The sequence below is a fragment of the Streptomyces sp. MH60 genome (assembly GCF_002939385.1).
Lineage (GTDB): Bacteria > Actinomycetota > Actinomycetes > Streptomycetales > Streptomycetaceae > Streptomyces.
In genome coordinates, this window is sequence record NZ_MULI01000008.1 from 21013 (window position 1) to 42381 (window position 21369).

Here is a 21369-nt window from a genome sequence, read left to right on the forward strand (position 1 = left end):
CCAAGGGGTGAGCCACCACAGGAGGACCCATGGCCCAGAAGCCCCGCCCGGCGCAGCCGAAGAACTTCGATGCCGAGCAGTCGCGGATCGACCGGCTGTTCCGCCGCTTCTCCTCCTCGCCCGGGGAGTCGGGCGAGGAAGCCGAGATGCGGAAGAACCGGCGGGTCAGCCGGAAGGTGGCGGCCGGGGGCGGCGGAGGGGTGGGCTCGAACCCGTCGGTGTCTTTTGCGACGGTTCGCCCGCGTGATCCGCTTTTTTACTGGAGACAGAACAACCTCCCGTTCCAGTTCGACGACCCGGAGCAGATGGCGAAGATGCGGGCGTACTGCCGCCTGCTGTACATCAGCCATCCGATCGTCGGCTCGTGCGTCGACATCTACTCGAAGTACCCGCTGCTCGGGCTGAAGATGTCGTGCAAGGACGACCGGCTCACGGAGTTCTACACCGACCACTTCCTCTCGAAGGACGGCCTGGACTACCGCAAGTTCCTCATCGACCTGGGCCGGGAGTACTGGACGGTCGGCGAGGCGTGGCCGCTGGGCACCTTCAACGAGGACCTCGGCGTCTGGGACGACGAGGAGCTGCTGAACCCCGACGACGTCGAGGTCCAGCCGTCCCCGTTCCTGCGCGAGCCCCGGTTCCTGATCCGGCTCCCGAGCACGATGCGCGAGCTGATCCGCACTCGGCAGCCCGCCTGGGAGTACGAGAAGCTCGTCCAGGCCTACCCGGAGCTGACGTACTACGCCGACGACAACGCGCGGATGCCGGTGTCGAACACCCTGCTGCGGCAGATGAAGTTCGAGGCCGACACGTTCAACAAGCGGGGCGTTCCGCTCCTGTACCGGGCGATGCGTTCACTCATGCAGGAGGAGATGCTGAACGCGGCGGTCGACTCGATCGCCGACCGCCTGTACACGCCGCTGATCCATGCCAAGCTCGGCGCGTCCGCCGCCGACCTGGGCACGCAGGTGCCGTGGATCCCGACACTCGACGACCTCGCGGACTTCGAGGAGGCCGTGGACGCGGCCCTCGCAGGTGACTTCCGGATCATCATGACCCACTTCGCGGTCGAGATGGAGTCCGTGCTGGGCAAGGAGGACATCCCCGACCTCAGCCCGGACTTCGAGCGGATCGAGGGCCGGGTCCTGCAGACGTTCGGCCTGTCCAAGACCATGCTCGCCGGTGCGTCCTCCGGTGAGACGTACGCGGCCGACGCCCTCAACCGCGACCTCGTCACGCAGATGCTGACGAACTACCAGGAGATGATCTCTGCTCACTACCGGGAGCGGGCGCTGGTCGTCGCCGAGGCGCAGGAGCACTTCGACTACGAGGAGCGCGGCGGCAAGCGGTACGTGAAGATGGAGGAGGTCTACGAGATAGACGAAGAGTCCGGTGAGGGCCGGATCGTCGAGCAGCCCAAGCTCCTCATCCCGGACCTGAAATTCCGGACGATGTCGCTGCAGGACGAGGCGGCGCAGAACGAGTTCTTCGAGGCCCTGCGCGAGGCCGGGGTGCCGATCTCGATGAAGACGCGCCTGCACAACGTGGCGATCGACTTCGACGACGAGATCGAGAAGTCCCGCGAGGAGGCCGTCGAGCTGGCGGTCCAGGAGCAGGAGACCCGCAAGGCCATCTACGTCGCCCTCAGGGACAAGGGTCTGCCGATCCCGGACGACCTGAAGAAGGACTTCGAGGCGCGCGCGCTGCCGGAGGCCCAGGACCCGAACCAGGTGCCGACCGCGCCGCTGCGGATCCCGCTGCTGGGCATGGACCCGGTCACCTCCCAGCCGACGCTCGCGCCGACCATGCAGGACCTGCAGAGCACCCCGGCCAACGGCGGCGTCGTCGAGCCGGGCAGCGTGCCGGAGCCGGTCGACGCCGACGGCCAGCGCCCGCCGGAGTCGGACGAGCAGCGCGAGGACATGCCCAAGCAGTCCTCGCTGTCGCCGTACGCGCAGCGGCCCGCGCCGGACGAGCCGACGGGCCTGTTCCAGCGGCACGAGCGGATCCGGTCGCTGGCCAACGCGCACAAGCCCAAGGTCCTGGTGCCCGTGGCCGAGGAGGACGCGGAGATCCCGGAGGCGATCCAGCGCAAGGAGGCCGTCGGCCTCTACCAGGGGCCCCGGCACCTGGGCATGCGCCGCCACCTTCAGGAGGAAGAGATCAACGAGGAGCTGCAGGTATGACGTTCACCCTGGTTCCGGTCACCCGGACCTACCTCGACGACGCGGGCCTGCCCCGCGCAGGGACGGTCCGGCTGCAGCTCGTCGGCGTGCTGTTCAACGGCAGCGAGACCGCCGACCGCAAGCCGTACACCGCGACGCTGGACGCGTCCGGCTCCGTGTCGCTGACCGTCCCGGCCACCAACGACCCGGACACGCTGCCTGCGGGCGGCGGCACGTACGAGGTGACGGAGACCCTGTCGGGTCTGGCGACCTCGACGTACTTCGTCGCGGTACCCTTCGACGCCGGGCCCGTCGACCTGGCCACCGCACCCCGGCTGGCCGAAGCGGTCGCGCCGGGCACGTTCTTCCAGCCGGTCAACCAGCGCAACCTGCCCAACGGGTACGCGGGCCTGGACGGCTCCGGCCGCGTCTCCTACGAGCAGCTGCCCACCGACGTCGGCTCCGGCGGTGAAGGCGGCGGCGCCACCCCGATCAGCGGCGACGACACGGACATCCAGGCCCTGGGCACCCGGGCGGCCGGGGCCAGCGGCAAGGCCGCCGACGCCCGGCACGTCCACGCCATGCCCGCGCTGAACGAGGTCCGCAAGCCGACGGCCGACGTCGACCTGAGCGGCAAGCGGATCACGAACGCCGCGAACGGCGTCAACGCGCAGGACTACGCCACCGTCGCCCAGATCGCCCAGTCCGGACTGGGCTGGCTCAACGTCAGGAACGCCCCGTACGGCGCCAAGGGCGACGGCCTCACAGACGACTGGGCCGCGATCCAGGGCGCCATCGACGCGGCCCCCGACGGCGGCATCGTCTACATCCCGGAGGGCACCTACCGGATCTCGCAGACGCTGGCCCCGCGCCCAGGCGTCACGGTGCGCGGCCCCCGCGCGAACATGATGGCCGCCACCGGACTGACCGACCCGCGCTGCTACATCCAGCCGACCGACGACTTCACCGGCACCGCGCTCATCACGCTGAAGGACAAGGCCTCCGGCGGCTACCCGGACCTCCCGGCCGAGCACCGCATCGAGAACCTGATGCTGGACGCCTCCAACCTGGACGGCACCAAGCCGGTCGACGGCATCTACGCGGCCGGGAACATCCAGAACGTCGTCATGGAGCGGGTCACCCTGCGCCGGATGAGCAACAACGGGCTGGTCACCGGCGGCATCGCCAACGTCTTCCCGTACAGCTGGCGCCTGTACAACGTCATGATCGACAACTGCCGGGCCAACGGCATCCTCTTCAACCGGCTGACCGACCTGACCATGGACGACGTCCAGGTCATCGGCTCCTGGGGCCACGGCATGGTCCTGGAGAACATCGCCAACAGCCAGATGAGCCTGTGCCGCTCCGAGTGGAACGGCAACTACGGCATCCGCATCACCGGCGCGTGGGGCAACGGCACCGGCTCCGGCGGCATGCAGATGGCCAACTGCAGCACCGACCGCAACGGCTACCACGGCGTCATGATCGACGCCACCGGCAACGCCCCGATCAGCATCACCAACCTCAGCACCCGCCGTGACGGCCGCAACGGCGGCACGGGCGGCGGCGGGTACGCGGGCCTGGCGATCGTCAACTGCACCATGCCGGTCCTCGCCAACACGATCGCCTGCTACCCCGGGGTCGACGACGACGGCACCAGCGTCAACTCCCCGCAGTACGGCGTCTACGTCTCCGGTTCCTCCAGCGTCCAGCTCGACGGCATGCACCTGCACGCCGCGACCGAGGGACTCCACGACGACGGCACCAATGCGATCCTGTCCGTCGGCCCGACCCTGGTCACCAACACCGGCGCGACGACGTCCACGGCCCGCACCGTCGACTCCCGCTACGCCGCCGCGCTGCGCCTCACCGGCGCCCCCGGCGTCACCTACGTCGCCTCCGCGCAGGCCGAGCCCGAAGAGCAGGCCCGCGCGGACTACGTCTGCGACGGCACCGCCGACGACGTGCAGATCCAGGCCGCCCTGGACGCCGTCCTCGCGGCCGGGCGCGGCGAGGTCCTGCTGTCGGCCGGAACGTTCAACCTGGCCGCCCCCGTCCGCGTCGAGGGCAGCGACGACGTGGACGCCGAGGCCGACGTCCGGCTGCGCGGCATGGGCCCGCGCAACACCACCCTCGCGGTCGGCACCGGCGTCGCCTCCGGCCTGAGCCTGGGCAAGGTCGTGCGCACGCACATCTCCGACCTCGGACTGACCGTGAAGGGCGCCAGCCACGGCATCGCCTCCGCGACGACCAACGGCCCCGACTCCGGCCACCGCAGCTTCTGGCACTCCACCTTCAAGAATCTCCAGGTCACCGGACCGTGGAACGGCACCCACACCGGCTGGGCACTGCACCTGGGCTCCCCCTTCCGGTCCGTCTTCGAAAACGTGGAGATCGGCGGCGTCGGCAGCGGCATCCGCCAGTTCTCCGAGCACGCCGACTTCAACCCCGGCGACTGCCAGTGGACCCGCGTCTTCATCGAACTCGTCGGTGACAACGGCTGCGCCTACGAGGTCGACTCGCCCGTCTCCGGAGGTTCGATGAACCAGATCGAATTCTCCATGGTCGAGGCCATCGCCAACGGCACCGGCTGCACCGGCATCCGCCTCAAGGGCGTCTCCCAGGTCGCGCACTGCCACTTCCGTGGCGTGAACCTGGAGCAGTTCGACAAGCTCCTCGACGTCGCCAACGGCGTCTCCAACACCTTCCGCTTCAACTACATCGAGCTGCGCGCCGAGACCCCCGGGCTGACCGCGTTCACCTTCGGCGCGACCTCGTACAACAACGCGGTCCTGAGCACCGGCATGCTGTACGCGTCGGCGTCCTGCCGCCTGTACGCCGACGGCAACACCTCCCAGCCCGGCCAGCCCAACCGCGTCGAGGGCGCCCGGGTCTACGCCGTCCCCGGCGCCGTGGTCACCGGCAGCGAGAACCCGGCCTACACCACCGTGCGCCGGGCGATCGGCGGGACGGCCGGTGTGGGCACCCCGCCCGCGCGCGGGATCTACGTCCCGGACGGCTGGGGGCAGTTCTGGCGGGCCAAGCGGAACGCCGCCGCTTCCGGCGGCAAGGCCCGCGTCGTCGTCGTCGGCGGCACCACCGCCCAGGGCTACTACGCGTCCAACCTGGCCACCGGCGGCTGGGTCGGCGCCATGCGGACGTCCCTGCAGGCCCGGTACGGCAACGGCGGCTCCGGCATGTTTTCCTCGTCCCGGTCGGCCGTGAAGCTGAACGGCGCCGGAGAGGCGGCGGCCGTGGCCGCGTGGACGACCGCCGGGTGCCTGGCCTCGACCACCGGCACCTGGACGCTGGGCGGCAACCCGACCGGGCCGGGCTTCACCTACATCTACTCGGACGCCGCTGCCTCGGTCACCTTCAAGGTCACCGGCACCACCGTGAAGATCTACACCGTGTCCGGCAGCACCCCCCGGGTCGGCTACTCCTACACCATCGACGGCGGCGCGCCGGTGGCCGTCGCCGACAGCGGCATCTCGACCACGAACATCCAGGTCACCACCGTCACCGGCCTGGCCAGCGCCGAGCACACCGTCACCGTCAGCCGGGACGCCACGGCGGGCACCCTGAGCGTGTGCGGCGTGGCGGGCGAGAACACCTCCGGCATCGTCGTCGACAACAACGCCCGGGGCGGTGCCGGATCCGGGAACTTCGTCACCGGTGCCGTCACCGGCGCCAGCACCGCGCTGGGCGCCGGGTGGAACGGCGGCGAGTCCAACCCGTGCGACCTGCTCGTCTACACGGTCAGCCCGAGCGACGCCGCCGCGAACATCACGGCCGACGCCTGGTCGGCGAACGTCGCCAAGTACCTGAAGGCCGTCAAGGACACCGGCGCACAGGCCGGGGACACGGACGTCCTGATCGTGCTGCCCCACCTGGGCACGCTCGACGTGACGAACTTCGTCTACCAGGAGTATGCCAACCGGGCCCGTGCCCTCGCCGACACCTACGGCGCGGCCGTGATCAACCTGTGGGCGCTCGGCAGGAACTCCTGGAAGTACTGGGACGGCCTCGGCTACTGGGGCGACGTGAACGCTGTCGGAGCCGGTGGCCACGACGTCGTCAACCTCAGCAACGCCGGACACGCTCTCGTTGCAGGGCACGTCCTGTCCGTCGTCGACTCCTGACCCTGCTGTCGGCACGTCTTTGACCCTCCCCAAGGGGTGAGAATTCCGACCCCTGGGGAGGGACCCATGACTACGCCCGACTGGCGCCGCCTGACCGACATCGTGATGGCCGTGCCCGAGAAGGTCTACGAGGGCTACAACTCCCACGTCGGCTACAACAACCTGACGATCTTCGGCAAGCAGTACGGCTGGGACGGCGTCGCCTGGTGCGTCATGTTCGACTGGTGCATGTACGACGACGCCGGGCTGGAGAAGATCGTCCCCAAGGTCGCCTCCGTCTCCGTCTTCACCGAGTGGGCGAAGAAGCACGGCCAGTGGTCCGAGTACCCCTCGGTCGGCTCCTGGGTGAACTTCTCCAACGGCGGCCACACCGAGCTGGTCGTCGGCTTCGACGAGACGTACGTCTACACCAAGGGCGGCAACTCGATCAAGGCCGGGGCCACCGACAGCGGCCAGGGCAACGGCGTGTGGCAGCACAAGACCGAGCGGCGGGCCGCCAAGGTCGTCGGCTACTTCGCGCCCCACTTCCCGGACGGTGTATGCCCGCCCACGGCCGACCCGAAGGACCCGCGCGGAGGCAAGGCCGTCAAGTCCTGGCGGTACAGCAAGCCGACCACGGCCGCCCCGTCCACCGGCCCGGCCGACAAGCCGAAGTGCCCGCCCTTCCCCGGCCGCTCGTACTTCCTGCTCGGCGCGAAGAACAAGTACGCCAAGCAGCTGCAGACCTGGCTCCACAAGGGCAACTGGGGCCCGAAGTACAAGGTCGGCCCGTCGGAGACCATGACCCAGATGGACTTCGACAAGGTCAAGGCTCTGCAGCGGCACTACCTCTCGGCGCTCGGCCCGGCCGACGGCCTCACCGGCCCGAAGACCTGGCAGTACGCCTTCGAAGTCGCCAACGGTCTGCGCAAGAAGTAGCACCCTGAGTGAAGGCCCGGATTGTGATCTCCACGATCCGGGCCTTCGCCCTGTCTGGCATGTGCGCGCCCGCTGCCAAGAGGTGAAGACCACCCCCACCTAGGAGTTACGCGCATGGCCAGTGAGAGCCCCGAGAACGTCGGGCAGCTGTGGCGCCTGATTGAGCGCGAACTCACCGACGTGAAGAGCCGCCTCGACAGCTACGTCACCAAGGACCAGTTCGACGCGGAGAAGCGCCTCCTGGAAGCCCGGATCCGCACGGCCGAGGAGAAGCTGGACGAACTGGGCCGTGCCGCCCGGGAGGATCGTTCCACCAGAGCCCAGGGCCTGCGCGAGTTCATCTACAAGGGCATCATCCCGACCCTCGCTCTCGTCGTCGCCGTGGTGTCCGTCGTCCTCGCCTCCCGCTGAGCCCTTTGCTGTCGCCGCACCGGCGGTCACCCCCAAGGGCTGAGAAGGCTCGGTCGTTGAGGGAGGCGCCGGTGGGCGGCAGGTTTGAGCGCGTCGAGCGCCTGGAGCACCAGACACTGGGCGCGCAGAAGCTGGCCGTGCGCTCCGAGGACTACTGGGAGTACAAGCCCGAGCAGCGGGTGCACACCACGGACGGCCTGCCCGGCGTGGTCAGCCACGTTGAGGACGGCCCTTTCCCGGGCTCGGAGGCGTACCACGTCGTCCTGGACCGGGGCATGGGCGGTGGCCAGTACACGGCCTCCCAGCTCCGCCCGGCGCCGATCACCACCGAGGCCATGGAGCAGACGGCGGCGGCCGACTACCCCGAGCTGGCCGAGGTCCTCGTCGCCCGGCCCGACCCGGCGATGCAGCAGGTGTTCGCGGCGAAGAAGGACAACCCCTTCGCGGACGACGACAGCGACGACGACTCCGACGACGACCAGGGCGACTCCCAAGACGACGCCCATGACGACTCCCATGACGAGGACGACGACTCCGACGAGGGCGACTCCGAGGACTCGGACGACGACGACTCCGACGACGCGCCGCCGTGGGTGAAGAAGGCGTCCTCGCTGTTCTCCGACCTGGTCGTGACGGCCGCCACGAACACGGACTTCCGGTTCCACGTCACGGCCGCCTGGCGCGACGTCGTCGCCAAGGCCAAGCGGATCCGCACCGAGGGCCGCCTGCGCGTCACCATGGCCTCTGACGGCCTGGTCTACGCCGAGGTCAGGGGCGACCACGAGGTCTACGAGACCGGCCTGCAGCGCATGCCCGGCAAGATGGCCGCGCACGCCTGGTCCTGCGGCTGCAAGTGGGGCGCCTACCACTGGGGCGCCAGCGACGACTTCAGCCGGTTCGCCGGGCGCATGTGCTCCCACGCGCTCGCCCTGCAGTACGAGGCCCAGTCCCGGGGCATGTTCGGCCGCGACGTCCACGTGGACGAGCACAAGCCGTCCTGGGTGCCGCGCAAGGTCGTCGTCCGCTACGACATCGACGCCGACCAGCACCGGCTCGCACCCTCGACCGCCGCAGCCCGGCCGGATGACTCGGGCGCCCCGCTTGCCGTCGTCGCGCGCGCGGCCGTGGCCGCCGGTGAGAACCGCGCCGAGGTCGAGCTGGCGCTGCGTACGGTCAACGCGTCCTGGGACTCCTGGGATGACGACGAGGGGGAGGACAACACCCACCGCACGGACTGGGACCGGGTGCACCCGCACCTCAACGGCGTGCACCGGGGCATGAACATCGCACTGCCGGACGATGTCCACTCCCACGTGCACGACCCCACCAAGCCGACGGCCGAACGGGCGCACGCTCTGGTGAAGGAGGTCACCGGCAGCGACAAGGGCCTCGGCATGCACTGGTCAGGTAACCCGGAGCAGGCCAACCACTACGCACACGTCTCCCACCCCACGCCCACGAGCAGCGGTTCGGGCCGCGCGGGTACGCACGTGATCCTGCACGCCAAGACCCCGGACCGGGCGTCGATCGAGACCGACGACGACACCCTGCGCGACCGCCAGGTCATCGGCTACGACCACCATGAAGACCAGGAGGTGCCGATCTCCGAGGGCGAGCCGGTGCACATCGCCGGTGTGTCGTGGAAGGAGCCGCACAAGCACGAGTGGACGCGGCACGACTTCGAGAAGCCGCTGCAGCACACCGCGAACGCCAACGCGCCGTTCGGGGAGCCGTCGGGCACCTCGTACCAGCTGCCGAAGGCTCCGGGGTCTACGTCGCCGATGCGGCCGTGGGAGAACCCGGCGTCGGCCGGGCCGCTGGCGGGCGCGGACCCGGTGGGCTGGAACCGGCAGCTGCCGCTGCAGTCGTACGCGACGGCCGAGCACTCGCTGTTCGAGCCGGGCGGTACGGAGGCGCTGCTGCACGACGAGCCGGAGGCCGCGCTGCCGTCCACGGACGGGGTGCAGCTGCCGTCGGCCGACGACAGCCTGTCGCCGACGTACATGACGGCGGGCCTTCGTCGTCAGGCGCTGAAGGACTTCACCCTCGCCGAGCAGCAGGCGCTGATCAACGAGGGCGAGGGCGTGCGGGCGGCCAACCTGGACCGCCTGGACATCAAGGGGACCCACTACGCCGACCTGGAGCAGGTTCTGGCAGGGCAGGAGGACGACATCACATGGCTGGCCTGAGCAAGGACATGGAGCCGACGCCGGAGGCGGACGGCAGCAGTGACCCGGTGGACCCCTTCCGGGGGGACAGCTACCGCTTCACCTGGACCCGCCAGGTCGAGGTCGGTCAGCTGCAGGCGGAGGTGACCGAGACGCTCGGCCCGTCCGTCCAGGTGGCCGCCGTCATCCCGATCGACGAGGACGGGATGCCGGGGCCGGTGAGCGCCGAGGACCCGATCACCTTCTACGTCACGCCGTCGTCGGTCGACCTGGCGGCGGTGCGCCGGGTGCTGGCTGAGCACCGGCCGGACCCGTACTACGGGATGTCGGACGAGGAGCGTGCGCAGGCCCAGCTGCGGGAGAAGATCGCGGCTGGCGGTCAGCTGACGCCGGACGAGATGCAGATGGCGCTGCGCATGCTGGTCGCCTGAAAAAGCATCGAACTGCCGAAGTGCCGGGCCCCTTTCGAGGGGCCCGGCGTCGTTACAGGCCGAGGAGGAAGACCGGCCCGGCGACGACGGCGCCGAGGACTGCTCCGGCCACGGTCTGGGCCGGGGTGTGGTCCTTGAGCTGCGCGCGGGACCAGGCGACCAGCGGCACGAGGGTGGCGGAGAAGATCCACCAGGGGCCGTAGAGCAGGCCGAGCATGGCCAGGGCGCCGGTGAGGACGGCCGTGTGGAAGCTGATCTTGGTGTACTTCGTGACGGGCCACAGGACGGCCAGCGTGGCCAGCATGGCGCCGACCATGGACAGGATCGGCGCCGGGGCTCCGCCGACGACCATGAGGGTCAGGCAGGTCAGCACCGACAGCACGATGACGGGGATGACGATCATCCGCCGGGCCCGGTCGGGGACGTGCCGGTTGGCCCAGGTCCTCTCCTTCTCGGTGAGGATGATGAACGCGATCGGTATGGCCGCGCAGAAGACGATGGCGGCCAGTCCCCAGCCGACGCCCGTCCAGCCGTAGTGGGCTCCTATGAGCAGGCACAGGGCGGTGATGACGTTCTTGGGGTCGACGAGGTCTGTGAGGAGCCGGGCCGTCTTGATGCGGGTCACGCGTTCACTCCGGCCTTGATGCTGCGGTCCAGACGGTTCATCAGGTCGTTGTCCCTCATGGCCTTGCCGACGGGAAGGAACTTGGCTGTGGTGCCGAAGAGGTCCTTGTCGGCCACGAGGATGGCCGCGTCCGGCCGCTCGGCGAACGGCGGCTCCCCGGCAGCCTTGCGCTTCATGGCGGTACGCAGAAGGTAGGCGGGAACCGTGTGCCGGGGCAGGCCGAGGTCCTGCACGACCGTTCCGGCACGCTCGTGCAGGTGCGGGGGGACGTACGGGCTCAGGTGCATGGAGACGTCGCAGATCTCGGTGATCCGCCTGCTGAGGCGCACGTCGAGGCGCTTCCAGTTCCAGAAGTCACGCAGGCGCCCGGCCAGCGGGACGAGGGGCGCGGGGAGCGTGCGCTGGCGGGGCTTGGTGTCGGCGTCCTCGTAGATGACCGAGGGGACGGCGGTGGTCAGCCGGTTCCACATGGGCCAGAGGTCGTTGACGGCGCCGTGGGCCTTCACCCGCTGCTCCATGCGCTCCCACTTCGGTGCATTGGCGCCGCCGAGGACGAGGAGGAGGCACCCTGCGAGGCAGAAGTTGGAGGCCATGTCCACGAAGCCTTCGCCGCCGAGGAAGGGCCTGTTGAACAAGCGGGCGATCAGGTAGCCGGAGCGGACGAAGCCGTACATCGAGCCGACGACGCACCCGAGGGACAGGACCTGCATGCCGTACCTGAAGGCTCCCCCGGAGGAGGGCTCACGGGAGGCCGCCGCGCACATCATGGAGGCGCAGAGCAGGCCGAAGATCAGGTACGTGTAGAAGAGGAGGAGGTGCAGGCTCCCCCAGAAGTGCCCTGCCTGGACGAAGATGAAGTCGCCGTCCTCGGCGCTGCCCTGGCGGCGCTGGGACTGCCAGAACGTGAAGAAGATGACGGCGACGGCGACCCAGGTGACGATGCGCCGGGGCCTGCTGCTGATGGCGCGCCGGTAGCTGGGTTCGCGCCTGCCGTCCTCTCGGCCGGGGACGACGCTGGTGACCCAGCGCAGGAGTCCGGCGACGGCGGCCACGCCCATGAGGTGCTTGACGAGGGTGGCGATGTCGTTCCAGCCGGTGAGGTGGTGGAGGAAGTCGCCGACCCCCTGGATCTTCTGGGCCATGGACACGTCGAGGGCGAAGAAGACCAGCCACAGGGTCCGGCCGCGCGGGTTGCGGATCGCGGCGGGGGCCCGTCGCAGGACCTCCAGCGTGAGGGCGATGACGATGGCCCAGGCGAACAGATCAGGTGTGGCGGTCACCGGTACTCCAGGTCAGGGTTCGAGGCTCTGCCTCATGTTCGATACGAGCAGCGTGGCTCCGCGCGGGCTGTGGCGGGCTACCCAGCGTTCGGTGAAGTAGCCGAAGTCCTCGGCCTTCTGCTCGCGCTTGTCGGTGCTGGTGCTGTCGGCGCGGCACCGCCAGCCTCCCAGAGCGGCACGGGCGAGGCCGGATGTGTGGCTCAGCTGGAGGAGACGCACGGCGTCGCGGAGGTCGCGCTTCTCGGGCTCGTCTCCGTTCACCATGTGCCCGAGTTCGTGCCCCAGCACGTGGTCGAGCTGGACGCCTGTCGCGGCGGGGTGAGCCCAGACGATGTCCGTTTTGAGGCTGTCGAGGGGGATCCATGCTCCGCTCGGTCCCTCCGGTGAGGCCATGAAGGACTCACGACTCAGGACGAGTTGGTGCCCCCGGACCTGTTCCACGTACGCCCGCAGCAGCGCTTCCACGGTCCAAGGGGACGCGGGGAGCACCAGGGCCGACAGGGCCTGGTCCCACACATCCTTCAGACCGCCCCGGCGCAGCCTCATTCTCATCTACTGCCCCCTGTGATCACTAACCTGTTCGAGTACGCCACTCAGCGTAATGCAAGGGGCTGACAACCGGACTACGAGGACCGGTCTTTCCTGGGGTTCATCTTCATCGCGGCCAGGGTCATGCGGAGTACACCCATCACTGCCTGGGGGTCTTCCTCCTTCGCCCCTCGAAAGATGGCGGCGAGCAACTCGGTACCCTCCTCACTCGCTTCGTCACCCTCTGTGTCTAGTTTTTCCTTCAACTCCCGCAAATCTGCGATGAGTTGTACCTCATTCTCCGCTGCACGGGTCTCTTCCGTCACCTCCGCACCGATGGCGAAGTACGCGGGAGACACCTCGAAGAAGAGGCTCAGCGCCTCGATCTTGTCGAAAGGAGGGTTCGTCCTCTTCCCGCTCAGCAGCTCACTGAGGAACTGGCGGTTGAGGACGTCCTTCTCCTCTCCGCCGCCCTCATCGTTCGCCAGAAGATTCTTCTTGGCCCGGTACAACCTTGAGGCCTCCCGAGCGATCTCAGCTAGGGGGTACTCACTCCCGTCGGGCTGGCGCTTCAGGTCGATCAGCCGCCGGATCTTGGTGGCGAGCGGCATGGGGTCACCTCCTCCTGGATGTGATGTTGAAAAATCTTCGCTCATGCAGGGCATCCTAACGCGAGCGTCGACAATGTAGACGCGCGGAACCTTAAATCGGTCTCAAGCGTCGATTAAGTTGACACCATGGGTACTGAGCGTCATACGATCGGCGTAGCAACGTAACCAGGGTGACGACGGGAGGTGACCGGCATGACTGCAGCCCAGGCGGCAGTGGTGCTGTCGGCCCGCGCGGAGTCACTGTCCAGGGCGGGAGTTCCGGCGGCAAGGGGCGAGAAGTCCCCGGCCCTAGGAGTCCAGGTGCCCAGTCCCGCTCTTCCCCGTACGGTCGTCCCGGCCGTCGTCGGTTACATCCTCGCGGCGCTCGCGTCGCACGGCGTCCAGGTGGACGGCACGGCGGAGAACCTTCTGACCGCTGGCCTCACCGGCATCCTGGGCGGTACGTACTACATCGTCGTCACGGCCGTGCAGTCGCGCTGGCCGCTGGCGGGAGTCCTCCTCGGCTCCACCGCCGTCCCGACCTACGAAGGTCGGCATCGCAAGAAGACCATCCCCGGTCCGGCGACCGCCACGTCGGACTCCCCTCCGGAGGACCGGCTGTAGACCGCCAACTGCAGCTGACGTAGACCGGAGCAGACCCCGGCCGACCCACTTCCCTACCACAGGAAGGTCGGCCGGGGTCTCTGTGTTATGCGGTCTCAGGAACGCCCCCGCCTCTACAACGACGTTCTGCCTGAACGGTAGCGGCAAAATCTTTTCAAGTCTATTTGTCGGCAAAGGGAGAAACGCACTCCGGTTCAGAGCGCCCCCGCCGCCGGGATTCTGCCTCACCTTCACCACCCTGCTGCCCTCCTTCATCAGCTCCACACATCCCTGACGCCCAACCGTTGCCACCGCACCCTGAAAGGTTGCCGCCCACCCCTCCCTTCCTGTTCACCGCACCCCCTCCCTGCCCCAAGAGGCGAGGGCGCACCACGCGCCGCCGCCCGACAGGAGGACCCGGTGTGCTGAAGTTCGCCACGGCCCAGATCATCGCCGCGTCGCTCGGCGACCAGCAGCAGCGCTTCTCCAAGGCGGCCCACCGCGCGGTCTTCCAGTACGAGGCGCGCCCCGGCTACCTGTACGTGCGCAGCAGGGCCATCAGCTCACGCACGAACGACAACCACGACGAGTTCCCCTCCGCCGAGATCGAGGCCGCGTACAAGACCTTCGTCGGCAAGCCGGTCTTCGTGAACCACGTCAACGACAACCACCGGCGCGCGCGCGGAGTCATCATCGACGCCGCCCTCCACCAGGACAAGAACCCCGACGGCACCCCGGACACCTGGGCCGAAGTCCTCATGGAGATCGACGCCGTCCGCTTCCCGAAGCTGGCCAAGGCCATCCTCGCAGGCGAAGTCGACCGGACCTCCATGGGCTGCGACGTCGAGCGCTCCGTATGCTCCGCCTGCGGCAACGAGGCCCGCACCCCCGCCGAGTACTGCGCCCACATCCCCACCCTCAAGGGCAAGCGCATCTACCGGCGCACCGCGTCCGGCAAGAAGATCGGCGAGCTGGTCCGCGAGACCTGCTACGGCCTGTCCTTCTTCGAGAACAGCGTCCTCGTCGAACCCCCGGCGGACCCGACGGCTCATTTTCTTGGCGTGGACGCCACCGGCATCGGCAAGGCCGCCTCCCAGCAGAAGGTGACCGTCGACCTCACCCCCAGCGCGCGCGACCTCCTGAACGTGGCCGCCGCGAAGACCGCCGAGTTCAACCCTGCCGACTTCGACTCCGACGACCCCGAAGCGGACGACGACGAGGACGGCAAGGACGGCGCCGCGCCCAAGCTCGCCGAGCCCGCCCGGCACCAGGCCCCGGCCGCACCCGCCGTACCCAAGGACGGCGCCCCCGCCGACCGCCAGCGCCGCCAGGACGCCGTCACCAAGACCAAGCCCTACACGCCGCTCAAGCCCAGCCTCAACAGCCTCCAGACCACGGCCAACGGCGACCTGCCCGTCGGCAGCCCCTTCTGCCGCACCTGCAACCAGGACCTGGAGCTGGTCCGCAACGGCCACAACGCGGCCTGGCAGCACGCGGGCGGTACCGCCACCGGTCACGAGCCGGTCCCGCACGACGGCCGCACCTTCAACCAGGAGGCGCACCGGCAGGACGAGGCGGCCATGTGGACGCGGCAGTACCCGATGTCCAGCACCGCGCAGCCGCCGCACACGGCCAGCCTCATCGACTCCGTGCTCATCAACGCCGACGGCACGATCAGCGCCGTCGCCTACGGCGAGATCAAGGCACCCGCCGACGTTGACACTCTCCGCGAGCCGAACTGCCCCGTCTGCGGCGACATGGACACCTTCGACGGGCTCGCCTGCCAGGTCTGCGGCTTCATCTCCCCGCCCGAGCAGTTCCGCGACCCCGACCTCGACAAGGCCAAGACCAACGACCTGCGCAAGCAGATCGTCGACCCCACCCTGATCGACGACAACGGCGAACTCCAGCGCGTCGACCAGGACGGCACGGCCATGCCGCAGGACGGCCAGCCCGGCGACCCGGCACAGGACCCGAACGCGCCGCAGGACCCGTCCCAGCAGATGGTCGATCCCGACCAGCTCGACGACAACGGGCTCCCCCCGTCCCCGTACGGCGACCAGGCCCTCGACGGCACCCAGACCGACGGCCCGGCCGTGTCCGACCGCAACGGCGACGGCATGATCCAGCCCAACGAGATCGACCCCGAGGGCAACGTCCCCGTCCAGCAGCAGGACATGGCCGACCCCGAACAGGGCGGCCAGGTCGGCCCGCGCGAACTGCCCGGCTGGGGCAAGGACCGTACCGGCGACCCGTTCACCCCCGGCCCCGACATGCCCTACCGGCCCGACCAGCCCGACGGCCCGGAAGAAAAGCTCGACCAGGACGACGCCGACTCTCCCTACGGCATGGCCCCCGCCCCGATGCAGGGCCAGCCCGGCGACGGCCTCCCCGACCTGTTCTGCCCGTCCTGCGGCTACGGCGCCGACGCCACACCGCCCCAGACCCAGGACATGGGCAACCCGGACGGCGCCACCGACGGCATCGTCTCCGGCGACGTCTGCCCCAGCTGCCAGCGCGCCCAGCTCCTCACCCCGGGCGAGATCAACTCCAACTACTCCAAGGCACCTGCTGTCGAAAAGCCCGCCTGGAGCTGACAAGAGACGAACACCGCCCACGGCAACCGTCGTGAGCGCCGAGGCTTTGAAGGAGTGCCCAGTATGAGCCGACCGCTCATGACCGCCATGGCCGCGCAGCAGGCCGTCATCAACGACCAGCGCGAACAGCTGGCAAAGCAGGCCACCCAGCTGAAGGTGCAGGGCGAGCAGATCGCCCTGATCGCCCGCCTGGCCGGTGTCACCGACGAAGTCGCCGCCCTCGCCAAGACCGCCGACATCGCCAACCCGGCCCAGCCCATCCCGGACCCCGCCCCGCAGGCCCCGTCCGAGACCACCGAGCAGGCCGCCACCCCCGAGACCAACGACGACCCCCGCTCCCCGGGCCAGACTGGCAACTCCACCGCCGGAGTCCCGGCGGCCGCCACCGACACCGCCCTCACCCCGGGCGCCACCATCCCCACCCCGCCCTACAACAACCTCGCCGACGTCACCGCGCCGGTCTCCGGCCACCTCGACGAGGCCCACACCCCGCCGGAGTCCCTCCGCATCGAGACCGACGTCCGCGTCGGCGACCCGATGCAGCCCGAGGTCGCCTTCCCCTGGACCATCAGCGACAACCAGTCCAACTCGGCCCCGCCGAAGGACGGCGAGATGTCCCAGACCGGCGGCGGCTCCGCTCCCAGCCCCAGCCGCACCCACGCCTGCCTGCGCCTGGCCCGCCTCCAGGTCCAGGCCGGACTGGCCAAGGGCGACGACCTCACCGTCGCCGCCAGCCTGGAGGCCGACACCAAGCTCAGCGACGCCATGATCAACTACGAGATCGGCGTCCTGGAGCGCGTCAAGACCGCCTCCCGCACCACCGCACCCACCGGCAACGCCCGCGTCGCCTCGCGCGGCACCGAGCGCGTCGCCCCGTCCCTGGCCTCCCAGGTCACCGCCTCCGCCGCCTCCACGGCACCGGCGGGCAGCGAGCAGGAACTGACCGACCTGTTCGACTGACACACCCCCGCAGACGAAGGGCCCGGACCTCCCCGCCGGGCCCTTCGTCACACCCACCAGAAAAATTCCTTGCCACCAGTCCCTGTCCCACTACCAGTTGCCCGCTCCTAGGGGGTGAAGAAGGCCCGCCGGGATCGGCGGCCAGCCGAGACCCCAATGGAGGGCGGAACACATGATCCGCGTGCGGGCCAACCTGGCGCACATCAAGAGGACCCTCCGTCCTCTCTACGCATGGACTCAGGCGACGCCCAAGTCCGTGTTCCTCGACCCGTCCTGGAACCGCAGCGTCCCGATCTACCCGGGCATGGTCCTCGCCCGTACCAGCGGCGAGCTGGTCACCCTCATCGGCCCCAACCAGGTCCCCTACGGCTTCGCGGCCGACTACGTCGGCGGCGACGGCTTCGACCCGCTCCTCGACGTCGGCGTCAACGCCACCGCCGTCTGGGTCCCCGGCGCCGACGCCGAGTTCGAGGTCCTCGCCCCCGCCTTCGACGACACCCAGGCCTGGGTCGACCCGGGCGACGGCACCGAGAAGCTCGTCTACGCAATCACCGCCGGAACCGGCCGGGGCAAGCTCGCCCTCGCCACCAACGGCTCCGTCGCCACCGCCATCTCCACCCAGGCTGTCGGCCGCCTGCTCAAGGTCAACAGCGCTTCCAAGATCACCGTCGGCGGCCTGCGCTAAGCGCGCCCGAGCCGAGCGAGAGGAACAAGGACCCACACCATGACCGCAACGCTCACCACCGGGCACAAGGGCGGCGTCACCGCGAAGAAGTCGGACGACTACGTCTCCGAGATCCTCGCCCGCCGCGAGGCCCGTGGCGGCCAGCCGCTGACCTTCGAAGCCAAGCAGCAGCGCCTCCAGGCCGTCGCCTCCGACCAGGTCAACGGCATCAAGCGCCTCGGCGTCGGCATGATCGGCCCGATCCAGCTGAAGCTGCGCTACCAGGGCATCACCCGCAACGTCCTCGTCGAGGACCCCTGCACCCCCGGCACGCCGGTCGAGTACGACGTCTGGGACGACCTCGGACAGGCGTACATCATGTCCGGGACCGACGGCGAGGTCCGCATCACCCCCTTCGAGGGCAAGCGGATCCAGGTGCGGTTCTTCCGCATCGCCTCCCGCCCGGCCATCCGCAAGGAAGACTTGCTCTACCTGCGGATCAACGCGGTCGAGCAGGCCCAGGACGAGACCAAGCAGGCCATCCTCAAGCAGGAGGACTCCCGCCTCGTCACCATCCTGCAGGCCGCGATCTCCGACTACGCGGGCCGCGCCGACCACACGGTCACCCCGAACCACGTGATCACGGAAGCGAGCGGCTACCTCACCCCGGGCTCGCTCTACAGCGCGGTCTCCATGACCGACATGCACGAGCTGCAGTCCAGCCGGATCCTCATCAACCCGATGGACTACCGGGACATGTACAGGTGGGACATCAACCAAACCGGTTGGGCGTTCAAGGACCGCGTCGTCGCCGGTGAGACCATCACCAGCTTCGGCGAGTTCCAGCTGCAGCGCTCCATCGTCATCCCGCAGGGCCAGACCTTCCTGACGCCGGACCCGCAGTTCCTCGGCGTCTTCCCCGTCCTGTACAGCCTCGACGTGGAAGAGAACCACCGCGTCGAGAGCTTCTGGAAGGGCTGGGTCTTCGACGAGATGATCAGCATGCTGATCCTCAACCCGCGTGGGCTCGCACGGATCGACAAGTCGTAGGGCGTGGCTGGGGATACCCCAGCCCTTCCCTTCTGGCATGATCGTCGAAGGCCCTCCCCATGTCGTCTGGGGAGGGCCTTCGCGCTGCCCACGCTTCGGGAACTACCGCCAGGCGGCTCATGGCCTCGCTCGGTCGCGTGGGCTGGCGACCGGGGCCTGCGTGAGCCCTCGCCCCCGAAGGGGAACGAGGGTCACTGCCGCTGGCGTTCTCGGGTCATCTTGGCGGGTGACATATTCTCACCTTGGCAGAGTCTCAGCCCGGTGTGAAGTCGGTTCGGTGATTTTCCGGGTGCGGAGAGTAAATTCGGCCACTGCTGCTGTCCCCTGTCCCCACCCCGCCTGTAGGGGGTGAGGGTTTGTGGTGGGCCCTCGTGCGGCTCCGTTCTCCGGCCGCCAGCTCGACCCCCGGGTTCCCCTTCCCGGGGGTCGAGTGCTGTCTGGGGTGCGCCTGGCCTCCTCAAGGGGTGACGGAAGCTCCGTCCCCCTTTCTGAGGAGGCATCATGCCGGTCCAGCAGCTCCAGGTTTCCAACCCGTCGAGCGGTGTCGTGGTCGTCACTCCGGACGCCGACCGTCCGAAGTCGTACCTGCGCTTCGAGGCGAAGGGCGACGCGACGGGCGAGGACGTCAAGATCATCTCCCGCGAGACCGCGTTCCAGGCTCCGCTGGTCAAGGCGGTCAAGCGCGGCGTGCTGGTGATCGACGACGACATCTCGGGCGACGAGGAGCTGCAGCGCGTTCTGGGGACCGTGCAGAAGCGGCAGCCGGTCGGCGAGAAGCCGCTGACGGCGGTGCGGGTGGACTACGTGTACGACGAGGAGTCGAACTCCTACAACAAGGTGGACCGCGACGTGCGCGTGGTCATCGACCCGCTGCAGAAGGGCTGATTCTCCAGTGTCCATGAGCGAGCACGAGCGGCGTCTGCTGCTCACCGGGACCCTCGACACCTCGGGTGTCGGCGGCAGCCCGTACGAGAGCCTCCACAACGTGGCGGTGGCCTTCGGGGCGCCGGTGGCGGAGGCCGTCGAGCCCGAGCCGGTTCCGGAGCCCGAGCCGGAGCCGGAGAAGGTGGCCGAAACCGATCCCTCGGTGGCCGAACAGGCGCCCGAGGAGAAGGCACCCCCGCGTAAGCGCGCGGCGAAGAAGACGCAGGCGTCCGCGCCTGCCGAGAAGTAGGGAGACGGGCTGCGATGGCCGCTACGGATGTGACCGGCACGTACGAGACCGACGCGGCGGTCGGCACCAAGGGTGAGCCGGGTTCGGGACCCGTGGCGGTCACGCAGCCCGACACCAGCGGTGCGGGCCTGGTGGACGCTCAGGGGTGGGAGCCGACGCCGACGCCGATCCTGGGGACGCGGGACACGCTGGCGGGCACCGTCAACGACGTGTACCCGGCGTACAAGCCGCCGTCGGGGCCGCCCCCGGCGAGCAACAAGGACACGACACTGACGGACTCGCCGGTCGGCAACGGCCTGGAAGAGCTGATCAACCCGGACCTGTGGATGGACGGCACGCTGGACACGTCGAACCTCGGCGCGGAGCCGGTCGGCAACACGGCCGTGCCGCTGAAGCCTGCCGCTCCGACGGCGGCGGCGGGCGACCGGTACATCCTGGTGTCCTGGACGCCGGTGCCGGATCCGTCCGACGCGGAAGTCCTCCAGTACGTGGTCGAGTCGGACACGGGCGGCCACTTCTACGCGGGGGCGGACAAGACCAGCCTGCGCTTCGAGAACGTGACGGGCGGCCTGGGCTACAGGTTCCGTGTGCGGGCGGGCAACGAGAACGGCACGGGGCCGTACTCGGACTGGTCGGCGGCCGTCAAGCCGTCGAACGAGGACCTGATCCGTCCGACGTCGCTGGCGCCGGACAACGCCGTCAACCCGATCTACCGGCAGGACGGCACGCTCGTGCCGGGCTCGTACGGTGCGCCGACGGCGCCGGGGAAGCCGACGGTGGCCGCCGAGGGGACGGCGGGGACGGCGAAGGTCACCTGGACGGCCCCTTCGTCGGGTCAGCCGTCGGGCGGCTATGACGTCAAGGCGTCGTCCGGGCAGAAGGTCCACGTCGGTCCGGCCGTGCTCACCGCGAACGTGCCGGGCCTGACGGTCGGTGCGAACGTGACCTTCACGGTCACCGCGATCGGCCAGCTGCAGAACGCCACTTCGCCCGCGTCCAACGCGTACACCGTGGTCTGAGTTCAGCTGGTCCAGCAGCCCCGTCCCGCGACTTCGGGACGGGG

The 21369-nt window shown here is 69.3% G+C and carries 18 protein-coding genes; 14 read left to right on the plus strand and 4 right to left on the minus strand.

Annotated elements, in window-relative coordinates; all coding sequences use genetic code 11:
- Positions 1–29 precede the first annotated feature (29 nt).
- From BZZ08_RS08215 to BZZ08_RS08240, 6 genes are all read left to right on the plus strand, one after another.
- Entirely contained in the window at positions 30–2186 is a 2157-nt protein-coding gene (locus BZZ08_RS08215; RefSeq protein WP_104631489.1) for a hypothetical protein, read from the plus strand.
- A complete protein-coding gene (locus tag BZZ08_RS08220; RefSeq protein ID WP_104631490.1) occupies positions 2183–6307 on the plus strand; it encodes a glycosyl hydrolase family 28-related protein in 4125 nt (1374 codons plus the stop codon). The genes BZZ08_RS08215 and BZZ08_RS08220 overlap by 4 nt, the downstream gene beginning before the upstream one ends.
- A gap of 66 nt (positions 6308–6373) precedes the next feature.
- On the plus strand, positions 6374–7225 hold the full coding sequence (locus tag BZZ08_RS08225) for a hypothetical protein (protein WP_104631491.1): 852 nt from the start codon (positions 6374–6376) through the stop codon (positions 7223–7225).
- 114 nt (positions 7226–7339) lie between these two features.
- Positions 7340–7636, plus strand: a complete 297-nt coding sequence (locus BZZ08_RS08230; RefSeq protein WP_104631492.1) for a hypothetical protein — start codon at positions 7340–7342, stop codon at positions 7634–7636.
- A 71-nt stretch (positions 7637–7707) separates the two neighbouring features.
- Positions 7708–9825 (plus strand): hypothetical protein, encoded by a 2118-nt coding sequence (locus BZZ08_RS08235; protein ID WP_104631493.1) that lies wholly within the window; start codon positions 7708–7710, stop codon positions 9823–9825.
- Complete coding sequence (locus BZZ08_RS08240; RefSeq protein ID WP_104631494.1) at positions 9813–10235, plus strand: hypothetical protein; 423 nt, start codon at positions 9813–9815, stop codon at positions 10233–10235. Before BZZ08_RS08235 ends, BZZ08_RS08240 begins: the two co-directional genes overlap by 13 nt.
- Before the next feature lie 52 nt (positions 10236–10287).
- Here BZZ08_RS08240 and BZZ08_RS08245 read toward each other — a convergent pair whose 3' ends face one another.
- From BZZ08_RS08245 to BZZ08_RS08260, 4 genes are all read right to left on the minus strand, one after another.
- Complete coding sequence (locus BZZ08_RS08245; RefSeq protein WP_104631495.1) at positions 10288–10860, minus strand: hypothetical protein; 573 nt, start codon at positions 10858–10860, stop codon at positions 10288–10290.
- Positions 10857–12140: an MAB_1171c family putative transporter gene (locus BZZ08_RS08250; protein ID WP_104631496.1), complete on the minus strand. Its 1284-nt coding sequence runs from the start codon at positions 12138–12140 to the stop codon at positions 10857–10859. The genes BZZ08_RS08245 and BZZ08_RS08250 overlap by 4 nt, the downstream gene beginning before the upstream one ends.
- A 12-nt stretch (positions 12141–12152) precedes the next feature.
- Complete coding sequence (locus BZZ08_RS08255; RefSeq protein ID WP_133169160.1) at positions 12153–12692, minus strand: hypothetical protein; 540 nt, start codon at positions 12690–12692, stop codon at positions 12153–12155.
- 71 nt (positions 12693–12763) lie between these two features.
- Entirely contained in the window at positions 12764–13279 is a 516-nt protein-coding gene (locus BZZ08_RS08260) for a hypothetical protein (RefSeq protein WP_104631498.1), read from the minus strand.
- Between the two features lie 192 nt (positions 13280–13471).
- On the opposite strand from BZZ08_RS08260, the gene BZZ08_RS38950 reads away from it, so the two are divergent.
- From BZZ08_RS38950 to BZZ08_RS08300, 8 genes are all read left to right on the plus strand, one after another.
- Complete coding sequence (locus BZZ08_RS38950) at positions 13472–13882, plus strand: hypothetical protein (RefSeq protein ID WP_198601362.1); 411 nt, start codon at positions 13472–13474, stop codon at positions 13880–13882.
- 401 nt (positions 13883–14283) lie between these two features.
- Positions 14284–16458 carry a hypothetical protein gene (locus BZZ08_RS08270; protein ID WP_104631499.1) on the plus strand — a complete coding sequence of 725 codons (2175 nt, stop codon included), beginning with the start codon at positions 14284–14286 and terminating at the stop codon, positions 16456–16458.
- A 63-nt stretch (positions 16459–16521) separates the two neighbouring features.
- Complete coding sequence (locus tag BZZ08_RS08275) at positions 16522–17418, plus strand: hypothetical protein (protein ID WP_133169161.1); 897 nt, start codon at positions 16522–16524, stop codon at positions 17416–17418.
- A gap of 172 nt (positions 17419–17590) precedes the next feature.
- Entirely contained in the window at positions 17591–18103 is a 513-nt protein-coding gene (locus tag BZZ08_RS08280; protein WP_104631501.1) for a hypothetical protein, read from the plus strand.
- A 39-nt stretch (positions 18104–18142) separates the two neighbouring features.
- Positions 18143–19132 (plus strand): HK97-fold major capsid protein, encoded by a 990-nt coding sequence (locus BZZ08_RS08285; RefSeq protein WP_104631502.1) that lies wholly within the window; start codon positions 18143–18145, stop codon positions 19130–19132.
- Positions 19133–19633: 501 nt separating this feature from the next.
- Positions 19634–20017 carry a hypothetical protein gene (locus tag BZZ08_RS08290; protein WP_104631503.1) on the plus strand — a complete coding sequence of 128 codons (384 nt, stop codon included), beginning with the start codon at positions 19634–19636 and terminating at the stop codon, positions 20015–20017.
- A gap of 13 nt (positions 20018–20030) precedes the next feature.
- Positions 20031–20306, plus strand: coding sequence for a hypothetical protein (locus tag BZZ08_RS08295; protein WP_133169162.1), 276 nt, complete (start codon positions 20031–20033; stop codon positions 20304–20306).
- Between the two features lie 14 nt (positions 20307–20320).
- Positions 20321–21325 (plus strand): fibronectin type III domain-containing protein, encoded by a 1005-nt coding sequence (locus BZZ08_RS08300; protein WP_107490998.1) that lies wholly within the window; start codon positions 20321–20323, stop codon positions 21323–21325.
- Positions 21326–21369: the final 44 nt, after the last annotated feature.